The organism is Modestobacter sp. SYSU DS0511, assembly GCF_054050755.1.
In genome coordinates this window covers 1-21,410 of the sequence record NZ_JBJGZY010000047.1, presented here as the reverse complement: position 1 = coordinate 21,410, position 21,410 = coordinate 1, and the positions used below count along the sequence as shown (strand labels likewise).

12 protein-coding genes are annotated in these 21,410 nt (G+C 72.8%); 9 read left to right on the top strand and 3 right to left on the bottom strand.

Features of this window, described 5'->3' with window-relative positions:
• The first annotated feature begins 36 nt into the window (after positions 1 to 36).
• Positions 37 to 204 (top strand): hypothetical protein, encoded by a 168-nt coding sequence (locus tag ACI783_RS17715; RefSeq protein ID WP_457141667.1) that lies wholly within the window; start codon positions 37 to 39, stop codon positions 202 to 204.
• 138 nt (positions 205 to 342) lie between these two features.
• Here the strand turns inward: ACI783_RS17715 and ACI783_RS17710 are convergent, their stop codons facing one another.
• From ACI783_RS17710 to ACI783_RS17700, 3 genes are all read right to left on the bottom strand, one after another.
• Complete coding sequence (locus ACI783_RS17710; RefSeq protein WP_457141666.1) at positions 343 to 2,064, bottom strand: hypothetical protein; 1,722 nt, start codon at positions 2,062 to 2,064, stop codon at positions 343 to 345.
• A gap of 146 nt (positions 2,065 to 2,210) precedes the next feature.
• Complete coding sequence (locus tag ACI783_RS17705; RefSeq protein ID WP_457141665.1) at positions 2,211 to 2,960, bottom strand: hypothetical protein; 750 nt, start codon at positions 2,958 to 2,960, stop codon at positions 2,211 to 2,213.
• A gap of 56 nt (positions 2,961 to 3,016) precedes the next feature.
• On the bottom strand, positions 3,017 to 4,465 hold the full coding sequence (locus ACI783_RS17700; RefSeq protein WP_457141664.1) for a hypothetical protein: 1,449 nt from the start codon (positions 4,463 to 4,465) through the stop codon (positions 3,017 to 3,019).
• Positions 4,466 to 4,712: 247 nt separating this feature from the next.
• Here ACI783_RS17700 and ACI783_RS17695 point away from each other — a divergent pair, with 247 nt between their 5' ends.
• From ACI783_RS17695 to ACI783_RS17660, 8 genes are all read left to right on the top strand, one after another.
• Positions 4,713 to 5,576 carry a helix-turn-helix domain-containing protein gene (locus tag ACI783_RS17695; protein ID WP_457141663.1) on the top strand — a complete coding sequence of 288 codons (864 nt, stop codon included), beginning with the start codon at positions 4,713 to 4,715 and terminating at the stop codon, positions 5,574 to 5,576.
• The gene (locus tag ACI783_RS17690; RefSeq protein ID WP_457141662.1) at positions 5,573 to 7,444 is read left to right on the top strand and encodes a hypothetical protein; all 1,872 of its coding nucleotides are present in this window, start codon (positions 5,573 to 5,575) and stop codon (positions 7,442 to 7,444) included. The genes ACI783_RS17695 and ACI783_RS17690 overlap by 4 nt, the downstream gene beginning before the upstream one ends.
• A complete protein-coding gene (locus tag ACI783_RS17685; protein WP_457141661.1) occupies positions 7,441 to 9,063 on the top strand; it encodes a hypothetical protein in 1,623 nt (540 codons plus the stop codon). Before ACI783_RS17690 ends, ACI783_RS17685 begins: the two co-directional genes overlap by 4 nt.
• On the top strand, positions 9,044 to 14,287 hold the full coding sequence (locus ACI783_RS17680; RefSeq protein WP_457141660.1) for an FtsK/SpoIIIE domain-containing protein: 5,244 nt from the start codon (positions 9,044 to 9,046) through the stop codon (positions 14,285 to 14,287). The genes ACI783_RS17685 and ACI783_RS17680 overlap by 20 nt, the downstream gene beginning before the upstream one ends.
• A gap of 87 nt (positions 14,288 to 14,374) precedes the next feature.
• The gene (dcm, locus tag ACI783_RS17675; RefSeq protein ID WP_457141659.1) at positions 14,375 to 16,279 is read left to right on the top strand and encodes a DNA (cytosine-5-)-methyltransferase; all 1,905 of its coding nucleotides are present in this window, start codon (positions 14,375 to 14,377) and stop codon (positions 16,277 to 16,279) included.
• 179 nt (positions 16,280 to 16,458) lie between these two features.
• On the top strand, positions 16,459 to 16,743 hold the full coding sequence (locus tag ACI783_RS17670) for a hypothetical protein (RefSeq protein ID WP_457141658.1): 285 nt from the start codon (positions 16,459 to 16,461) through the stop codon (positions 16,741 to 16,743).
• 287 nt (positions 16,744 to 17,030) lie between these two features.
• On the top strand, positions 17,031 to 20,420 hold the full coding sequence (locus ACI783_RS17665; protein ID WP_457141657.1) for a hypothetical protein: 3,390 nt from the start codon (positions 17,031 to 17,033) through the stop codon (positions 20,418 to 20,420).
• Positions 20,421 to 20,856: 436 nt separating this feature from the next.
• A complete protein-coding gene (locus ACI783_RS17660) occupies positions 20,857 to 21,246 on the top strand; it encodes a hypothetical protein (RefSeq protein ID WP_457141656.1) in 390 nt (129 codons plus the stop codon).
• Positions 21,247 to 21,410 lie beyond the last annotated feature (164 nt).

The window sequence follows — 21,410 nt, the reverse complement described above, 5'->3', positions numbered from 1 at the left end:
CGACGCCGTCACGCCCAAGCGAGAAGGAAGCTGCACATGAACCGCCAGTTCATCATCCACCGCCTCGAGAACCTGCGAGTCATCGCCGACACTGCCGAGCAGATGGCCCCAGACGTCCGTCGGCTGGCGGCAGCGATCACTGAGATGATCGATCACCTCAAGGTCGTCTACGCGTGCCTTCAGCCGTCGAGCGGCTCAAGGTGACGCTGGCCGACCCCGCCGAGGTCCTCACCTGTCTCACGGGGCAAGAGCCCCCGCACCGGTGAGTGCCAGGAGCTCGTCCGAGTGACCGAGCTGGCCCCATGCTGCACGCTCGGCTCTGCGGCGAGATCAGCCAGACGATCATGTCCGGGTGTTGGGCATGTTGCGGTGCGGCCCGAAGTAGCCCACGTGGACCTTCCCCGTCTCCCGGGACGGGTGGAAGTAGATGCGCGGGGCGAGATCTCCCCCGCCCTCGGCGACCTTGACGTGGGCGGGCATGTAGATCCGCCCGCTGGGGTCCACGTCCGTGCTCACCGGTAGCACTCGCCGGCGGCGGAACTTCTCGTTGTTCTCCACGCTCTCGCTCTCCGTCATGGACAGCTTCTTCGGCGTCGCACGCCACGCGAGCGGGTGACCGGAGTTCTCGCACCACGTCCAGAACGAGCCGGGATCGTTGCCGGCCGCGAGCTCGGCGCCGTACGCGTGCAGCGCGCGGAGCGCCTCCCAGGAGGTCTGGCCCCACGGGCCCGACTCGAGGGCCGCGTCGAGGGCCTCGAGATCCACGAGAGCCTCGTCCGGGAGCGCCAGGTGGTCCGCGAGGTGCTCCTGAGCGAGCAGCGCGGCCAACGTCGGCGTCGCCGCGGTGGCCGGCACGACCTGGGCGCCCGGCTCCGTCTGCCAGTAGCTCCCGTGGGCATCCTGGGGAACCAGGGACTCGACGTACCGCAGCCGGCTCAGGGTCGACTCGAGGTCGGAGGTGAGCCGTGCCCGGTCCTCCAGCGCGGTCTGGTAGTCGGCGAGCAGGTCGGCGTAGGTGTTCTCCTGCTCAGCGATCGCCGTCCGCTGCCGGGCCGTCTCCTCGTCCGCGACTGCCAGGAGCTCGAGCAGCTCGGCTGCGTCCCTGCGCTGGGCGCTGCCGAGGAGCTGCCGGGCGGCGGCGTAGCTGCCGGGCTCCCTGCGTGCGGCCGCGGCGGGGGCAAGCGCGCGCGTCACCACGGTCGCTGCCGTGTCGCGGTAGCGCAGGTAGCGCTCCGCGGTCACGTACCGGTGCCGCCAGCCATCCCGCGCGGCTGCCGGGTCCACGTCCGGCAGGTACATGCGGAGGGCCCCACCCCACACGCTGTGCTGGCGCCCGAGGATTGCGGCCAGGTGAGCGGAGGCCGTCGGGTCGACGACGGCGGTCGCGGCGATGCCCGCCGTTCGGACGGCGACCTGGGCGACAGCGGCATCGAAGAACGACGGCCCGCCAGGCGGTCGCGTCGTGGCGGGGTCGTCCGAGAAGACGACGATAGGAAGGTCCCGGTCTCCGTGGGACAGGAGCTCGGCGAGAGCCTCCGCCCCCTCCTCGCCCTCAAAGCGCGAGGGCGTGCTCTGCAGGACCACGCACCGTCGCCGCGGGTTCACGCCGCTGTCGAGGAGGGTCCGTACCAGGACGGGCGCGGCGATCACCGTGCCGGTCATGGACTCCGATGAGACCGCCTCCACGTCGACCCAGAGCCAGCCGGAGCCCTCCCCCAGCTCGGAGTTCTCAGGCGCGGTGCAGGACCAGGTGCGCAAGGTGGTGGTCCACCGCGACCCGTCGGGACGGTGCTCGACGAGCGCTGCGCTGGTTGCCTGGCGGACCGAGCCGCTGCCCTGCTGCTCGCCGCGGCGAACCACCACCTCGGCGGGATGGGCAGACTCGATCCAGCTGCCATCGGCGTTCCGGGACCGGGTCACCGTGGTGCCCTCGGCCCGGCCACCCTCCGGCACGGGCAGGCCGCCACCGGACTTGCGCGCCACCCAGGCCTGGAAGGCGGCCAGGGCCTCTCGCGGGAGGTCGTCACGGTCGTCATTCCAGATCGCGCGGTACAGCAGGGACATGCCAGGTCCTTCCCATCGGGGGATCCATCGGGACCGTAGAGGTCCGTTTCCGAGCGGGCGCGGTCCCGCAGTGCGTGTTCACCAGAAGCCTGGAGCCGACTGCTGGCGCGGACCCGGCCGCGAGGTCGCGACCGGGCCGGCCATCATCAAGTGGTGCTGCGGGAGCGCAGCAGCCGGCTGATGAGTGGCTGCGTCCATGCGCGGCCGGTGCGGGTCCGGCTCCCGAGCGCGTTGAGGACGTAGGCGACCTCCCGCTGCGGGAGCCGGCGGCTGAGCCACGCCGCGTACTCCCGGAGCTGCTGCTCCTGGGCGGGCCAGGGAGCGGCAGAGTCCGGCCTGCGCGGGACCGGGGTCCCCCGCGACCGGGCGGCCGCCTCCAGTCGCTCCGCCAGCCCCAGCGCCGGGTCCACGGGGGCGCGGGCCGGTGCCCCGCCGTCGCCCGACCCGAGCAGCTCGGTGAGCAGGTCGTCGAGGTCCGGGAGGCACGCGGACGCCGCCGCCGCGACGTCGAGCTGGTGCGCGGCGTCCAGCAGGCGCCGCAGGGCGAAGTCGACCTCGTCGGTCACCTCGTCCCACAAGTAGGGGCGCCTTCCGAGGACGAGCGGAAGGCCGTGCCAGTGCAGGACGGCGGCCAGGAGCCGGAGCGCCTGCTCGCCGGGGACGTCGACGGGGAAGGGGATGAACAGGGCCGCTCCGGTGCGGAGGCAGTCGCCGACGGCGGCGACGAGCCCCGGCGCGTCCGCGAGCTGGTCGAAGGCCCCGGTGCCGTCGGGGTCGCTGCGCCACGCCGTGATGTTCAGGCCGGCCCCGCGGGCCAGGTCTCTCGCTGCGTCGGCGTGCAACTCCACGGTCTCGCGGTCGCCGTACGCGATCGCCGGGTGAGCGGTCTGGGTCATGGTGGCCTCCTAGCGCTGGCGGGGCCGCCCCACGGCCGGCCCCGCCAGCGAATGAGTCAGGCGGCGGCGCCGCGCTGGGCAGCCGGGTCGCACGCGCCGCGGAGCGCCACCCGGGCGAGGGCGAGGGCCCGAGCCAGCGCCTCGTGCGCCCCCTCGATCCCGGTGACGACCTTCGCCGCGCCGGCCTTGACCCCCATCGCCGCCTTCAAGACCTCGCTCAGGGCGCCGAGCAGCTGCTCCGCCTCGGCGATCCGGGCGTCGGCCGCGGCGAGGTCGACGCCGTCGCGGTCACGCACGGCGTCGCGCTGCACGCGCAGCGAGAGCAGCACGGCGGCGGCGCGCAGCAGCGCGTGACTGCCCTCGGGGTCGTGGGCCACGACGACGCGGTTGGGGGCCACCGCAGCGATCGCCGCACGCCCCGGGACGAGGTCGATCGACGGGACCACGCCGATGGACGCGTCCGCCTCGCGGTTCCTCTCCGCCTCGGTCAGGTACGGGTTCCACTTCCGCGGGGCGCCCGTCGTGGTCATCTCGATCGCGATCCGGACCCCGCCACCCCCGTCGAGGGAGGGGAGCTCCAGGATCCCGTCGCCCTTGCGGCACGCGCGCAGCGCGCCGACCGTGTCCCCGGTCGCCTCGTAGCTGCCCCCGAGGCCGGCCGCGATCTCCTCCATCGCCGACCCCACGGCATCCTCGAAAGTCCTGCCCTTCCCCGGCGACAGGGCCTGCACCGCGGCCACGGCGACAGCCGTCTGCGCGGCAGCCGTGGCCGCGCCCACCGTCTCCCGGACCTGGTCGATCCGCGCGGTGACCTCGGCGTGCTGCCGGTCCTGCCGCTCGGCGAGCCGGTGCTCCAGCCGGGCCAGCGGGCTGGTCGGGTTGCCGACGTCGAGGGTGCTGCTGACCGCGCCGAGCGTCTCGGTGAAGGTCCGCTGCAGCCGGGTCGTGCTCTCGGCCATCTGGTTCGCCACCAGATCACGGACGGCCCGCGCGACGGGGGTGTCATCGCCTCCGAGCAGGCGAGACAGCTCCGCCCGCAGCTGCGCGGTCGCGGCACCGACCGTGCCGGCCATGTCCTCGTTGACCTGCTTGCGCGCCGCCGCGAGCGTCTCCTGAGTGGCTCTCGCGGCCTCCCGGGCCGCCCTCGCAGTCGCCTCGCTCGCCTCCGCGGTCGCCCGCGTGACGTCGGCCGTGAGGGCCTCGCTCGCCTTCTGCGCCCGGTCGGTCATCTGGATGACGGTGCCCGCGAGGGAGGAGACGCCGGAGGCCTCCGGTCCGAGGGCCATCACCTGAGTGGCGAGGCTGAGCGCCACCCTGGCGAAGGGGGAAAGGTCCTTCCCGTCCGTCACGCTCTCCGGCGCGGCGGACCCACGCGTTCCGCCGGCCCAGCGGCTAGCCTCGGCCACCACCTGGGGGTCCGTCTCGACGAAGTGCTCGAAGACGAGCGCGCCGCCGTGGATGGTCACGCTCGGCGCGCTCGCGCCAACCTGCTGCTCGGAACCCATGCTGGGCTCCCTTCCCGGGCTTCCGCCCGATGGAGGGCCAGCCCCGCGGGTACGCTCGGTGCGCCACGCGCCGCCCGCACCCGCGGGTCCTGGCAAGGGGGGGCGCCGCTGCAACGGCGGCCCCCCCGCCTGTCTCGCCGACACCGGCGAGGCCGGGGATTGACCGGCCCAACAAGGGTTCCTCGCGGGTGCTCGCTCACACAACCGATCGGGTGTTGCCGTTGCGCAACAAGCAACACACCCCGTCTTGACCCGGCGCGGTCCGGTGATCATGCTGTGCGCCATGCCAACACGGACAGCTGCGCATGCCGCGCCCTCGCTCGGGGCGCTGCTGCGCGAGGCGCGTGTCGCTCGGGGCCTATCACTCAGGGCCGCCGCGGAGGGCACCGGGATCAGCTACAGCTCTCTTTCACGCATCGAGAGCGGCGAGCGGAGCGCCCCGCTGGAGAGCCTGCTCGAGCTCGCGCGGCGCCTGGATCTGCCACAGGGGACCGTCATGCAGGTCGCGGGCGGGCTGTCACGGGACGGCATGCAGGACCTGATCGGCAGTCACCTGCGCGGAGTCATCCGGGGCGGGCGGATCAGCCCGGAGGCGACCGCGGCGCTGCGGCGGGTTCATCTCGCCCGCCTGCTGGAGCCGCTCGGCTCCGAGCTCGTCGGCAGGCCGGTCGACGTCTGGCACCTGGCGGCGACCGTGGAGCTCCAGGCCGCCGAGGGGCCGGGCCTGCCCGGCTTCGACGCGAGCGGGAACTACCGCGTCCCGCCACAGGCCAACCCGAACGAGCGAGTCACCCAGCGGGCGTGGCTCGCGCACGGGATCGGGCACGCCATGCTTGCCAAGGAGGACGGCGTGCCGCCTGCGTGCGACCCCCGCTCCACGGCGCTCGAGGTGGAGCGGGAGGCCACGCGGCTCGCCATGCTCATCCTGCTCCCCCCCGCGCTGCTCAGGGCCAGGCTGCGCGAGAGCCCGCTCGGCCCGCTGACCGAAGGTGAGGACATCGCGGCCGTGATCGAGGAGATCGCATCCGACTTCGACGCGCCCGCGACCTTTGCGGCGACCCGACTGGCGGACGAGGGCGCCCTCGCGGCACTGCCGGTGATGGCGCGATGACCGGCAGCAGCGACGTGGACTTCAACCCAGAACTCCCCAGCCCTTTGCAGGCTCTCCGCAACCTTCGCGCTGACGCTCGAGACGCGGTCGTCGCGGTCGGCGCGCAGACGGGCGCCCAGGCCGCGGCCTACGTCCGCAGCGCGCTCGACGAGGCGATCACCTTGCTGGCGAGGGCTGATCCGCTGCCTCATGCCATCTTCGTCACGGGCTCCGCCGGCGGTGGCAAGAGCGGCGCCGCCGAGTACCAGCAGCGCGAGAACCCGGGCCTCTTCTTCGACATCGTCGAGGACGCGACGCACTCCGACGGGCCGAGCCGTGACCAGGCCGCCACGCTCGCCGAACGGCTGGCGCCCCTGGCGGACGGGAACGATCTACGCCCGGACCAGCCCATCCTGGTGGCGGCGAACATCGGCATGATCGTGCAGCTAGCAGCGCTCTGGAGGGAGCGCGGATACGGCTTCGATGCGCTGATCAGCCAGCTCTTCTCGAGCCTCGGGCTCCCGGGAGCGCCTAGCGTTCCGGACGGCGCCGTCCCCCTCGACGTTCGCGTGCTGAACCTCGACGACCGCCCGACCTCCGGTCCAGGCGGGCTCCTGCCGAGCATGCTGCCCCTCCTGCAGCCGGCCCCTTCCGGCACTGTCTTCAACGACGCGCGCTGCGGCACGTGTTTGGCGATCGAGTACTGCCCGGCGCGCGCGAACGCGGCCCTCCTCGCCGGGCTGGCCGCGGACCTGGTCGACGACCTCGCCGCGCGTGCCGCCATCGAGCGAGGGCGCCAGGACACCCCCCGCGCCCTGTGGGACTTCCTGTCTCGCGTCGCGCTGCCCGAGAGCCACTACGGCACCGAGGGCGATCCCTGCCTGGCGAGCCAGCGAGCTCACCGCGAGGACGACAAGCACTGGGTCGCGACCGGCCTCCTCCCGGTGACCCTCTTCGCCGCCCGCGCTGACCGCGGGTCCGCGCAGGAAGACCTCGGTGCCCGGATCGGCCGGCTGGATCCTGCCCGCGCGCCGACAGCGGATGCGTACGAGGCGTTCGCCGGCGCCGGCCTGCTGCCCGCCGATGATGCCGCGCCCTTGCGAGAGCTGATCGAGGCCGCGCGCGAGCACGGGTCCGAGGAGCCAGCCCTCGCCACCGCCGAGGCTGCCCTCGCGGAAGGGGCACGAGATGGAGCGGATGATCTGAGCTGGAGGGCCACGGCAGCCAGGCTCAGGCTCGGCGTCTCGGCGCTGCTCGGGCGGCTGACCCGCCAGGAAGCCGCCGGGGAGGACGCCTTCCTGGCCGCCCTCGAGGTCTACGAGCGCTGGCAACGCCTGGAGGCTGCCGGCGAGGACACCATCCCGCTGGTGGACGAGATGGAGGAGCGGCTCGGCAGCCTCGTCGACGAGCTGGGCAAGGGCCTGGCGAGGCTGTTCGGCGAGACCCTCGACGGCAGGACGTTTCTGCCGGTGCAGAACTACGACCCGCGAGAGCCGAGCCGGGCCTTCGTGCAGTTCGACCTCGCCATCGCCACCGCCCCCCCAGCGCTCGACCGGCCAACGGCGGCCAACCCCGAGGGCACAGCGCTCATCGGCTACCGCCCGCTGGCCGTCTCCCTCGACCTGGACGCCGGGATCCGCGTCAGCATCGACCTGCCGACGTACCGGCTGCTCGCGGATGCGCGCCGCGGGCTTGCTGGCGGCAGCGGTGATCCGGAGCGGACCTTCGCGCTGCGCCGAGCGGCGGAGGCGATCGCACGCGCCGCCGCCGAGACCGAGGACGTGACCATGCTCGTGACCGATCCCTCCAGCGGCCGCCGCTACCAGGTGACGTCCCAGAAGGGCCTTGCCGGCCGCGTCAACCTCCGAGCCAGGGCGGTGAACGAGTGACCGGAGATCTCCAGGCCGTCATCCGGGAGATGGCCAGGGCCCGCGGCGCGATCGTGGAGGTGACCGGCAACCGCGTCGCCGCCACGGTGCGCGGCCGGACCGTGACCCTGGATCTGCCCGCCGACGCCGCGGCCGTGGACGCCCTGGCCGACCTGCCTAGCGCCTTCCCCTCCCGCGCGGCGCGCGGCGACATCCGGGAGAAGACGCTGTACAACGTCGTCCAGGACATGGTCGAGGTCGAGAGCGGGTCCCGCCTGCCCGACGCGGAGTTCCGCTCGGCACTACCGGATCAGCTGCACGCGGACGCATCCTCCCGGCGAGTACTCGCCTCGGTGATGCAGCGGCAGTACTGGTTCCACCCTCGCGCGACCCGCAGGTCGGCACCGGCCACGTTCCTCACCCCGTTCCACGCCGACCTGCCCGGGGCGTACGACTACCCCGGCCGCTACAAGTCGTTCCGCGGCAGCCTCCTGCTGTTCTTGTGCTTCGACGGCGGTGACTTCGACCTCTCCCTCGCCGCCGACGTGCTGGACTTCATGAGGAGCGACGACGGGCTCAACCCGCTCGACCGCGAGGTGCTGCGGGCCGCGCGGGCGGTAGCGGCGCGGGACGGCCGGAAGCTGGTCCACGATCCAGAACGCCTGCTCGCGCTGGATGCCGGCCTGCGTCCCGACTCGCAGATCCGGGCGCGTCTCAGCCGGGGGGCATTCGACCAGAGCGCGCTCGACCTGATCCGGCGGGACCTCGGGACCGTGATGACCCTCCAGCTGCCCAGGCACGACAAGGTGGCCGCCCTGGTGCTCGCTCTTAGCCTGCACGTCGCCCTGTACTACTACCGGATCGCGTTCGCGCTGGGCGAGGGCCTCGAGGGAGCCGCGGTCGCGCTGGACCGCGGTGATCTTGGCCCGCGGCCGGCGTTCGGTGAGGCTGTGCGGTTCCGCGTCGGGAGCGGCGGGGACCGGCCCGTGAGCGGCAACGATCCATGCGCGCGAGCCTGGTGGCACCTGGATGAGCAGCACCTCCTCGCGCTGCCGGCGAGCATGGTGAGCGCCAACGTGCTGCACGCCGTGACGAGAGCCGTCCTCGGGCCCGCAGCCCCGCAGCTGCCCGACCCGTACGACTGCGCCACCGCCCTGCGGGCCGATCCGGTGGCCCTGCAGCTGGCCGAGCTGCTGTGCGCGTCCGCGGCCGCCGGCCTTGCCCACGTCACCGGCGGCCCGCTCGAGGCTCACGACCCGGGCGCCGGCGGCTACGCCCTGCGCGCCGCTGCGCTGGGGACGTTCCGAGGGCGCGGGGGTGCCCTCAAGCAACGCGGTCGGGACGTGGTCAACACGATGGTCGGCGGCTTCGGCGGCAACCTGAAGCGGAACCGTGGCCGGGTCCGGTTCTTCGAGCTGGACGAGCAGGTCCTCTTCCTCCTGGTGAAGCTGGTCCTCGACGGCGCAGGGGTCGAGCAGATGGCGTTGCAGACCGCCTTCCTGCCCGCCCTCCAGGCCTACGGGCTCGCCCCGCAGGACGCGGCGGAGGAGGAGCTCCTCGCGGACGCTCTCCAGCGGCTGGGGCTGCTCGACCGGTACAGCGATGCTGGGGAGGCGACCTATGTCCGCCATGTCTCCTGACGGGACGGGCTCGGCCTTCGCCGCGACCACCGCCGGCGCGCTCCTCAACGAGCTGACCGAGCCGAGGTGGGCCGGCCGCAGGCTCCTGCTGCGCGGGCTCCACGGGCTCGCCCCGGCCGCCCTCTTCGAGGCCCTGCTCGCCGGGGCCACGACCCGCCAGGTGGAGGTGTACCCGGAGGGCACGTCGCGCCCCTCGACCACCCTGACCGCGGTCCTGCCCGGGGGCGTCGAGGGCAACGAGGTGATCCCGTTCCTGGTGGAGGAGCGCGGAGCGACGCCCAACAGCGGCACCGGGGGCTTCGCTGCGAGCCTCCGGACACACTTCCTCGAGGGGACCAGCCGCCCCCGGATCCTCCTCATCCTGGCGGCGAAGCCACAGGAGACGATCGCGTCGACCACCGAAGATGCGGCCGCACTGCCCGCGCTGGCCTTCGACAGGCTGTGCAAGGAGTCCGTCCTGCCGCCCGCGGGCGGCCCCCAGCCCTCCCCGCTCGTCCGCAGCGTGGTTGACCACCACGTCACGCTGCTCCAGGCCTCTGCCTCGACGTCCTGGCGGGAGGCCGAGCGCCTGCGTGACTGGGTCGGCGCTCACGGGAACGACCCCGACACTGCGCTCGGCGCGGCACTGCATGAGCTACGCACCTACATCTCGGACCCGGACCTGCGGGCCGCCTCCGCAGCCCGCCGTCTCGCGAAGGCGGCATCCTGGAGGGCAGACCTCGAGCAGTGGATCAGCTCTCCCGGCGTGGACCTCGCGCGCAGGCTCGCCGCCAAGCGGGTGTCGCAGTCCGGAGTCGACGCCGTGCTCGCCGCGCGCTCCGTGCGTGGCCTGGACTGGGCTCGCTTTTCGCTCCAGGACCTGCAGTCCCGGGGTTCTCGGACCGAGCTGGACCTCGATCCCGTGAACCCCGTCTCCGGCGCGACCATCGCCCTCATCAACGGTGACTCGGTCGCCCTGTGGCTCCCTGCGCGGGGGGGCACCATCCAGTTCAAGCTGACCCGAGCCCTCGAGCGCGGGGAGCAAGCACGTCTCCGGTGGCGCTCGGAGCCCGCGGCGAACCTCCCCGGGCGAGGGACGACGGTCACCGCCAGCGTCGCCTCGCCGTCTCCCGGGGAGTGGCGGTTCGGCTGGCTCGAACTGCTCGAGGGAGGAGCCACGACGGCGCGGTACGCGATTGCAGCCGCCTTCCGGGACGGCGACGTGGTCGCCTTCGAGGACTCCATCGAGGTCGATGCGGACCTGGGGGGTTTCACGTGCGCCGAGACGCCCCGCCTCGCGGCGTGGAGCCGCGACGGGCGAAAGCTCGGCAACGCGGTGCTCGACGCGGAGCCCGACGCGACTGAGGACGTTGCCCGGGTCCACCAGGTGACCGGGACGATCGACGGGATCCAGGTCGGCCCTGTCCCCGTCGTTCCTTCCCGCTCCGGCGGCGAGGAGGACGGCGAGGAGAGCGCGCCGCCGGACTCCGGAAGCGGCTCCGACGAGGACCCGGGGGCGGCCGGAGCCGACGAGGATGAGGGACCTGACCAGTCAGGTGAGGGCGGTGAGCAGCCGGACGACGATCTGCTGGGCGGAGCGGCTTCCGGTCGCGGGGAGCTGCCCGCGCGGGATCCGAAGCAGCCCACGCTTGCCCATGCGATGCTCGCTTTCGGGCAGCCGCGGTGGCCCGACACCCCCTCGGCGCCGTCCGGGGAGGAAGCCGTCTCCGCGCGTTTCGGGGCGGTGGAGCTTGAGGTTCGGCCACAAGTCGATGGCGTGGCCCTCCTGCCGGTGGAGAGGGCCATCCTCGAGCATCCCGAGTGGTGCATGTTCACGGTGGAGGGCGACAGCTGCTCCCTGCTGCGCGCGTTTCCCCGCCCGGAACCGGGCTGGTCCCGCGAGCTCGAGGCCTTCCTCGATGCGCGTGCCCGGTTCTTCGCGGAGGCTCTGAGGATCGGCAGCGCGTACGCGCTCGATCCTCGCTCCGAGGTCGCCACCGACTACACCGCTTCGTACCGAGCCCTCCTGCAGGCCCTGCCGCGGGAAGCCACGTCACGAACCGAGTACGACGACCTGCTCCTGGTCGACCGGGTCGAGGTCCGAGGCAATCCTGACCTGCTGATCGCGCCGACGTCCCCGCTGACCGTGGCCTGGCACGCGGCACTTGCCCGGAGGTTCCAGGCGCTCGCCGAGGCGGGCGCGGGAGCCGACCGGGCGGACGTGACCGCGTTCACCCCGCAGTTCCTCCTCCCGCTCCTGCTCAGCGAGGGGGACTGGTACGAGGCGCAACCGGCGGGCACCGCTCTTCTCTGGCGGCGGTACGCGCCGCTTGCCACCGCCAGCCCCGGGGCCCTGGAGCGCAACGCGGCGTTCATTGCGAGCCGAATCGCCTTCTTCCTCAGCGTCCATCCCGCACTCGACACGCCAGAGACCACTCTCGCCGTCACCTTCGCGGAGCCGGGGGACGGCGAGTCGGCTATCGGCGCGCTGCGGCACTTCTACCGTCCGGACCGCTCCCGGTCGGAGTACCGGAGGCCCCGGATCCGCGCGGCCATCACCGGCGCCGGGCGCCCCGCCCGCCAGGCCATCAACGAGCTGCTGTCAGGCGCCGCCGATAACGACCTTGACCGGATCGTGCGGACCCGATCCGACCTCAGCATCACCGACGACCTGGCGCCGCCCGCGTTCAGCAGCATCGCCTTTCTCTTCCGGAGCCCGGGCAGTCGCGGCGTCCGACCGGTGCGACTGGACCAGCGAGCCTCGACTAGCTACGCGCGCGGCCTGGCGGCGGCGCCCGGCAGGGTCCTGGTTCCCGATGCGGACTACGTCTTCGCGACCGGGACCTTCTGCGATGCACCGGGCCACGACGCCACCGACCTCGAGGCGATCCAGTACCGCAGCCTCGAGCTCGTCGGGGGGCAGGGAGGGGAGCGCCTGGAGCCCGGCTGGACCCGGATGGTCACGGCTACAGCTGCCGAGTCGGACCTGGCCAGCTGGTACGACCGCTCCGGCTGGGTGGTGCACCTGGACCGGCTCGTGGGACTCGAGGCCCTGGCGAACGGCCAGTCGCACCGCACGGTGCTCGAGTACGAGGAGGGCGCCGACCCGGCGACCTTCGGCTACGACGGGATCACCGGGACGCGGCACGTCGACCCGTACCTGGCAGCCCTCCGCCGCGCGCTGGCGGGCGTCGCCTCGCCCAGCAGGGAGCAGGCACGCGAACTCATGCGGGTGCTCGAGTCCGTTTCTGGACGCTGGGCGTTGCAGATCGTCCAGCGGCCCCTCGAGAAGGTCCTCGAGCGCGCCGGCACTGCTTGCTCGGTCCGGTACCTCCAGGAGGTCGAGCAGTCCCTCGTCTCCTCCGGCGGCGGGTTCTCCGCCCTCGTCGCGCTGGAAGAGATCGTTCCGGGCTTCCCCGAGTCCGGGATCCCCCGGCGCCTGCTATCCTCGCGGAAGGGCCGCGGGGCCATGTGCGACGACCTGCTCCTCCTGGCAGTCACCCCCCGGGACGGCCAGCCTCCCCTGATCCAGGCGACGGTCATCGAGGTCAAGTTCTGGGCAGCAGCGGGCGCCGACTACTCCGATGCCGCGGACCAGGTCGAGGACACGATCGGCTGGCTCCGCTCGCGGTTCGGCTCTCCCGGTGCCCTCGCCGATCTCCGGGGCCGTGACCTGGCGGAGCTCATCCGGTCCGCGCGAGCGCGGAACGGCACGTTCGGGCCCGCCCCGGCGCTGCCTGCCGGCGCCGAGCAACTGCTCCAGAGGATCTCCTCCGGCGAGTACGAGCTCCAGTTCGGTCACTGGCGCCGGGATGCCTACCGCCGGGGGCTCATCGTCGCCGTGGAGAACGGCCAGGCGGGTGCGATGCAACTCTCCCAGCTCAACGGGGTGGAGGGACCGATCGACCTGGTCACGCTACGGAGCGGCTTTGCCGTACCGGCGCTGGAGATGCAGTCGCTTGGCGCGCCCCCAGGGTGGGCGCGGCTGTCGATGCGGCCGCCAGCGGCAGAGCCGGGGAGCGGCGGTGGCGCGCCGGGCCCGGCCGCGGGACCGCCGGAACCCGGCAAGGGCAGCACGACGTCCCCGGACCGGGACGGCCCCCGGGGAGCCAGCGTGACCGGGCAGCCGTCCGCCGCTCCGGGGGTCCCAGCCACCGAAGGTGAAGGCGTCACCGACGAGTTGCTCCGTGACGCCCGCCGACTCGGCGAGGCGTTCGCGAAGTACGGGCTCACGGTGGAGCCCTTCGAGCCCTCGCTGGCGCAGGTCGGCCCGAGCGTCATCAGGTTCCGCACGCGGGCCGTCGGCAGGCTCTCGATCACCGACGTTGAGCGCCGCAGCCGGGACATCAGCCGCGAGGTCGGCGCCTCCGGAGAGGTGGGCATCGGGGACGAGCCCGGGTTCATCACGGTGGATGTGCCGCGCACCGAGCGGCAGCCGGTCCCGCTGCCCGTAGCGCTGCAGGCCCTGGACACGCACCAGGGCAAGCCCGGCGCGCTCTCCTTCGTGGCCGGCCTCGCGCCGAGCGGCGACGTGCGGATTGCAGACCTGTCACGGCTGCCGCACCTGCTCGTGGCCGGCGCGACCGGCTCGGGCAAGAGCGTCTTCCTCCGGGGCCTCCTGGTGGAACTCCTGCGTGCCCGCACTCCCGAGCAGCTGGAACTGGTGATCATCGACCCGAAGCGCCTGGACTTCTCGGCCTTCACGCGCGCCCCGCATCTCCGCGGGGGCACGATCATCAGTGACCCCCAGGAGGCTCTGCAGAGCCTCGACGCCACGCTCGCCGCCGAGCTCGAGCGGCGCCAGCCCATCCTGGAGGAGGCCGGGGTCAGCTCAGCGGCCGAGTTCTACGAGGTCGGTGGTGCCCTCGAGGACCTCCCGCAGCTGGTCATCCTCGTCGACGAGTTCGCCGACCTCGTCCTGGCCGGTCACGACCGCCGGGCGTTCAGCGAGATGGTGCAGCGCTACGCCCAGCTCACGCGGGCGTATGGCATCTTCCTCGTTCTCGCCACGCAGCGGCCCAGCGTCGACGTGGTCACGGGCAGCATCAAGGCCAACCTCACCGCCCGTATGGCCTTCTCGCTGCCCAGCTCCCGTGACTCCATGACCATCCTCGACCGTGGCGGCGCGGAGGATCTCCTCGGTGATGGCGACCTCCTCTTCTACCGCAACGGGAAGATCGAGCGCCTTCAAGCGCCCCTCACGACGATCGCTGACGTGCGGGCCACCCTGGGGCTGAGCAGGTGAATGCCGGCTAGGTCACCCCCGACACGGTTCGCGTCACGACGAGGAACGCACGTCCCTGTCGTACCGGACTGCGAGGATGGAGCCGCGATGCCGAACATGACCCTGCCGCCCCTCGATGACCGCCCGCTCACGGAAGCTGAGACGGCGGCCGTCATCGACCGGGTGGATGAGCTGCTGCACGTCTCCTACCGGGAGCGCGACCTCGGCAACTTCGCCGACCCGCTGCAGGAGGTCGTCTACATCCTGCTGAGCCAGCAGACCAGGGAGGTGGTCTACCAGCGCGTCCACGCCGAGCTGTCGGCGCGATGGCCCACCTGGCAGGAACTGCTGGCCGCACCGGTCGAGGAGGTTCGCGAGGTCGTCCGCCCCGCCGGCTTCCCTGCGCGGGCTGGGCAGCTGCAGGAACTCCTCGCGATGGTCGCCGCGGAGTGCGACAGGCGCGGGCGGCCGGGCGAGATCACCCTGGACTGGCTGCACGACATGTCCGATGAGGACGCCGAGAGCTTCCTGCTGACGCTTCCCCGCATCGGGCCGAAGTCGGCTCGATGCGTCCTCCACTACGCGCTGGACCGGCAGTCCTTCGCCGTCGACACGCACGTGCGGCGCATCCTCGACCGGCTCGGGATCGTCCGGGACACCGGCGGCAAGGTGAAGCACGCGGACTACGAGGCGATCGTGCCGCCACGACTGCGCCAGCAGTTGCACGTCAACCTCGTGCACCACGGCCGGAAGGTGTGCACGACACAGCGGCCGAAGTGCGGCGACTGCCCCCTCATCAGCTTCTGCCCCACCGGGCGGTCGGCTGAGCCCGCGCCGGATGCGCGGCCGGTGGCAGTCGAGGCCTTCGCCGGGGGCGGCGGGATGGGCGCCGGGTTCGCGGCAGCCGGATACCGGATCGCGCTGGCCATCGAGATGGACCGGCACGCTGCCCAGACCTACCGGGCCAACCACCCCGGAACCGTCGTCCTCGAGGCAGACGCCACCACCGTGACCGTGGACGCCATCCGCCGGCTGGCTCCTGCGGCAATGGCGCCGACCGTGATCGCTGCCGGGCCGCCGTGCCAGGGCTACAGCACCGCGGGGGCCCGCGACCCTGGCGACATGAAGAACGTGCTGTACCGCGAGGTCATCCGGCTCGCTCGAGCGCTGGAGCCGCGGTTCGTGGTGATCGAGAACGTCCCCGGCATGCGGAAGGTCGGCGGCGTGGTCGGCTTCGTCCAGGCCGTTCTCGGCGAGCTCGACGACGCCGGCTACGAGGCCGAGGAGTACCTGCTCCGCGCCTGCGACTTCGGCGTCCCGCAGCTGCGCCGCCGGATCCTCTACCTGGCCCAGCGGCGCGAGATGGGCGAGGCGCCCCCGGCTCCGACGGCCTCGCACTGCCCCGGCAGGTACTGCCCCGAGGGGTGCGGGGACCAGCCCGGCTCCCGCTGCGGCCGGAAGCTGGTGACCGAGACCGTCATCGAGGCGCTGAGTGGCCTCCCTGTCCTCGGGGCCGGGGAAGTGGCCGAGTACCGGCTGGTCGACGGCCACCTGCTGCTCAACGGCAGCACCATGAAGCACAAGCCGGAAGTGATCGACAAGATCTCGAAGATCGAGCCGGGCAAGGGACCCATCTCGTACAGGCGCCTGCACCGGGACCTGGCACGGACCATCGTCGCCGGGCACCGGGCCCTGCCGGTGCACCCGGTGGAGCATCGAACCCTCTCCGTTCGCGAGGCGGCCCGCATCCAGGGCTTCGACGACGCCCACGTGTTCTGTGGCCCCCGCGGACTGCAGCCGCTGCAAGTCGCGAACGCGGTGCCGCCGGCACTGGCGGAGGCCGTCGCCGCCTCCCTGCTGGAGCTGATGCGGGCGACGCTCCAGCCGGATGTCGACCCGTACACCGAGGCGGGGACGGAGCACCCGCAGCTCCAGCTAGTCCATGCCGTCCCGCAGCCGACCCCAGCCAGGCTCTCGGCGAGCGCCCTGGAAGTGCTGGAGGCGCCCGCCTGACGCCGCGCGGGCCCGTGGCTTGGCGGGCTCGCGCAGGGGCCTCGCCGACCCGGTGGCGATGAGTACGGGGCTCCTTCGCGGGTGACCTCCGACGGAGGCTGGGGAGTGCCACGGTGAGGATGATGGGCACCTCTGTCGCGCCGCCCACATCCACCAACACGGCAACAGGGAGCCCCAACATGGACTACTCGGCCTACCTGCGAGAGGTAGATCGCGCGGCGGAGGCCACGGGTGGGACCGTGGTGTCCCTCGCCGGTGGCTACTTCGGCGTGGAGCTGATGGCGGACGGCACCCGCGTCATCCTCGCCCTCGACCTGGACTCCGATCAGGGATGGGTCACCTGGGCTGAGGACCGCGACGGCGAGCGCTGCTGCGACTCGGCGGAGGAAGTGCTGGGCGCCTGCCCGCTCAGCGAGCTGAGGCACGCGGCTCTCGCTGCCGTGGCTCGTCACGTGCACGCCTGACCGCAGCGGCTCCCTTCCACGCATGGCCCGCCCCGTCGCTATGCGGAAGTTGCAGGACCCGCTACCGCTCCGCGCGGGTGCCGCTGGTGGCGGGCGCGCCGGCGCGCACGGTCGCCGGGAGACCGTGGTCGACAAGCTCGGCGAGCCTCCCAGCAGCTAGTTGAGGAAGTTGCGAGGGTCGGCAGGGTCAACCGGACCAGTCCTGTTCAAGTTCGTGAAGCCGATTGCGCTCAAGTCGGTCGCCGTCACGGTGCGGGTCGTCCTGATCCCCACCCTGGAGGCTTCCGATGTCCCGCAAGAGCAAGAGGAGCAAGACGCCCGGCGCCGGTGTGCGCGACCTGAAGCGGTGGCTGCGCGGTCGGGCCGAGCTGGCCGCGGCGGCCGGCCGTCCGATCAAGGACATCCGGTGCATCCGGACGTCAAGTTCGAACGTGACGCAGTGGGAGGCGAGCGCGAGGACGTCGTTCGCAGCGCTGGACCTGCTGCAGGACGCAGACGTGATCCTCGCCCAGTCCTACGGGATGGAGCTGGTCCGGCGTGACGCGGCGGGCAAGGCCAAGCGCGCCGAGCTGGGCGAGGCCGTGTTCGAGCTGATGATGTGCCACGCGCCCGGTGGGGTGGGATCCAGCAACATCGGGATGTTGCTGCACGTCGGACAGACGCTGTTCGTCTACCTGCTGACCTCGGCTCGCGCGGACAACCTGGTGGCGGAGAACGACGACCGGCGCGGAAACGCGGCCACCGAGGTCCTCTCCGAGGTCGTTCGGCAGGCCTTTCAGGTTGGGCGCCAGTACGACTCGACCTACCGGCCGCATGTACACGCCCGCGAGCACGACCGGATCGTCCGCGATGAGCGGCACGGCACCGCGCTGAAGGAGACGTTCACCACCTGCTACGTCATCGCCTTCATCCCACACAGGGTCGATCTGCGCGAGCGTGGGGAGGCCCAGAACTTCAGCTTCGGCACGCTGATGTCGGCGACGGCGGTGGAGGGCCTGGTGCTCGGCATGAACCGCGCCGAGGTCGTGATGCAGGCCAACGGCGGCTACTACTCCTGGGTCGCCCAGGTGCCGTTCACCCACCAGGCGGCGCAGACCCTGGAGATCGACCCGCAGTCCGGAGCCACCTTCGCCAGCACGAACAAGCACCGGCTCGCCGTGGTCACGGACGTCGACGCCGCCCGCGTCCTGCTGCGGGCTCTGGTCGACGCGCTGCTGAAGGACCGCATCGACCACCGGGGGATCAAGACACAGCTGCCCGACTGGACGAAGGTGGCCGGCATGCCGGAGGTGCTGGCACTGCCGTCGCGGAGGGCCTACGACCTCACGCGCGGGATCACCCTCGGGCGGAAGCCGCTGACCGGACGGGTGAAATCCCTCAAGTCGCTGTTCCACCGGCGGTGGATCGAGGCCTGGCGCACCGGGTGGCTGACCGTCGACGTGCCGATCAAGACCGAGCTGAAGCTCGACCTCGGTGACGAGGTCAAGATCGTCACGAAGGGTAAGAAGCGCTACTACCGCTGCCGGGTGGCCATGCCGCTGCCCGACGGTGGATGGGGCATCACCGACGGGGAGTGGGAGGAGCTGCTCCGCCGCCGGTACCCGGAAAAGGACCGGACCCCGACCAGCGACTGCCACCCGCTGGCCGGAGTCTGCTGGGACGAGCCGGACGGCGACCGTGAGTACCGCCTGGCCACCCGGAACCGGTACGTCCTGCAGAGCCGCCAGCTGTCCGGGACCACCTCCGAGCGCGGCGACCGGGTCGGCTGGGACGACGGCCCCAAGCCCCAGCACGACGCGACGATCACCTCGCACGTGCTGCACACCAGCGTCGCCGCGGCCGGCCGGGAGGCCCTGCTGGGCCTGGATGCGCCGCTGAGCCCGATGGTCCTGCGGCACGCGGCCTCTGTTCAGCCGGCGGAGCGGGGGGCGTTCGACGCCGCCACGCGGGAGAGTCTGGCGGAGGCCCTGGTGGACGCGCAGGGCACGGAGGTGGTGGCGACCTCCGACCAGCAGAAGGCCCGCGGGCGGCTGGCGCGGGCGGAGCGGAGCGGCGACCCCGCGGCGGTGGCGGAGGCCCGGCACAAGGTGGCCGTCGCTCAGGACGCCCTCACGCGCGCGGAGGAGGACGTCCGGCAGGCACAGAGGGAGCTGGACGACTACGACACGAGCACGCCGAGCACGCCCGCCGCGGCGGCCGAGGAGCTCGTCGACCTGCTGACCGCGACCCCGGAGTTCGTCGTGGCCGCGCTGGAGAAGTGCCCCGGCGTGGGGCCGCTGTGGCTGCACACCACCTGCAGCACGCTGTTCACCGACTGGCGCTTCCAGGTCGTCCGCAGCACAGGCCGCCGCGACCGGGTCGTCTGGGAGTGCGTCATGGTGCTCGAGCTTGAGGACAGCGACGACACGGTGCTGCTCCCGCTGTCTGGCGAGGTCGACAGCACCTCCAACCTCAACGGCTCCGCCGCGGCCACCACCGTCGAGGACTGGACCTGGCGATTCTTTTACCGCGGCGAGTCGTTCGCCGAGATCGGCGCAGCCGCCCGCATCGACGGCAGCGGCAAGAAGAACTCGTGGCTGTACAAGTCGCTGGGCGACTGGCTCAAGCCCGCCGTCCCCGACCTGACCCTGCGCACCGCCGCACTGCACTGCCCCATCCCGACGGTCCGGCGCATCCTGTGGGCGATGGTCACCGGCGACGTCACCGCGCTCGCCGGCATCGACACCGGCTTCATCACCCACATCGAGGGCGTCTACGGTTCCCCTGCCTGGCTGCCGAAGTGGTCCTGGTGCCGGGACACGCACACCGATGGCCGCCGGATCGCCGCCGCGTTGCTGTCCGCCACCGACGGCCGGCTGCCGATGCACGAGCTGCTCGGGGCGGTCCGCATCAGCTGGGACTCGGTGCTGGCCACCGCGCGGGAGAACGGCAAGACCACGACCGGCGGCGACCAGCGCGTCACGCCGGCACGTGCGGTGGCCTACTTCGACAAGAACTTCCACCGCGGAGCGCCGACCGTGCACCCGGACAGGAAGCAGCTGCTCCTGCGGCCGTGCCCGCACGACGACTGCCCGATCCGGCTGGCCGGCGGCCAGGGCTTCGCCTCCGTGGTGCTCAACGTCCCGGAGACGGAGCAGTGGCACGGCGTGCTGTGCCCGGCGTGCATGCGCGCGCCCGTGGAGAGCATGCGTGACGTCTGGTTCCCCGCCGACTACGCCCGTCCCTGGTCGGGTCGCTTCGGAGGCCGCAGCCTCACGTCCGGAGCCCGGCACCAGCAGGCATGGACGTTCGTCGACCCGGCCTACCCCGACCCGGGCCCCGGCTGCCCCCTGCCCGACACCGGGGCCGCGCCGCGTCCCGCGTCGCCCTCGGCCCGCGCCCGGTCGACCATGCCCGGCGTGGCGCTCCGCGACACGCCGCTCAGCGGGCGGCGGGTGCTGGCGCTGCAGCTGTCCCAGCACCAGCAGGAGGCCTTCGCGGGGCGCCTGGCCGAGCTGGGCGGCACCCCCGGAGCCCGGGTCAAGGCGTCGCTGGCCGCGGTCGTCGTCAGCTCGGCCGCGGCGACCGCCACGCCGCGGGCCACCCGGGCCTCCGCGCTCGGCGTCCCCGTCCTCACCATCGAGCAGTTCCTGAGCTGGCACCCCCAGCAGGACGGAGAGGAACCCGCCGCGGCCTGACCTCATTGCGCCAGGACCTACCTGCCCGGACCGGTCTAGCCCCAACACGGGTTCGACGGAAGGGCAGGTCCATGAGTGCAACGAGGGACGACGGGCGCGACGGTGCTCACGGGACGACGGCGTCGGCGCGGATCGCGCACTGGCGCAGCAAGACATGGGAGGAGCTTCGCGAGCTCATGATCCCCCTCGACCGCGCAGGCGCCCCTCCCGCGGCGTCCTTGACCACGCCGCCGGTGCGCGTCACCGCCATCGCCGAACCGGTCGCCTGACACACCGACGAAGCCCACCGCCCGGAGTCGCCCTTACGCGGCTCCGGGCGGTGGGCTGTCCGGCTCTCGAATGCAGCGCCCTGCCAGTGCAGCACGGTCCGGCCGCGGTCGCCCATGCGCGCCGCCCCCGCCGGCGGGTCGCCGGCCGAGCCCTCCGGGAGCTCCTCATGCTGTTCCTGCCCGACGCCCGCGGCGCCGCCGTCATGCTCTGCAACGAGGTCTGCCTGGCCGCGGCTGCGGTCACCAACCGGCTCCCGGCCATCCAGCCCCAGGAGTACGACGCCGCTGAGGTCTGCGCGACGTGCTTCCACTGCGAGCTGACGATCCCCGGCCTCCGATGCCCGTGCGCGGCTCTGGAGCTGAGCTGCAGCAGGCCGAGCTGGCTGCTCACGACCGAGCCGCACGCCGCTCTCGAGGTGATCGCCCAGGTCTGCGGGCCGACGCTGCTCGGGGACGACGACTGGGACTACCTGCAGCAGTGCTCCGAGGAGGTGCCGATCGGCGGCCTGGTCGGGCTGCTCTGGACGCGCGAGAAGCACCGGGGCGGACGGCGGTGAATCGCCACTTGTCCCCGGCCGCGCCGCTCCGACGGTATCCGCCGGTGGACGAACGCCACCCCCGTGGGGGGGGGGGGGGGGGGGGGGGGGGGGGGGGGGGGGGGGGGGGGGGGGGGGGGGGGGGGGGGGGGGGGGGGGGGGGGGGGGGGGGGGGGGGGGGGGGG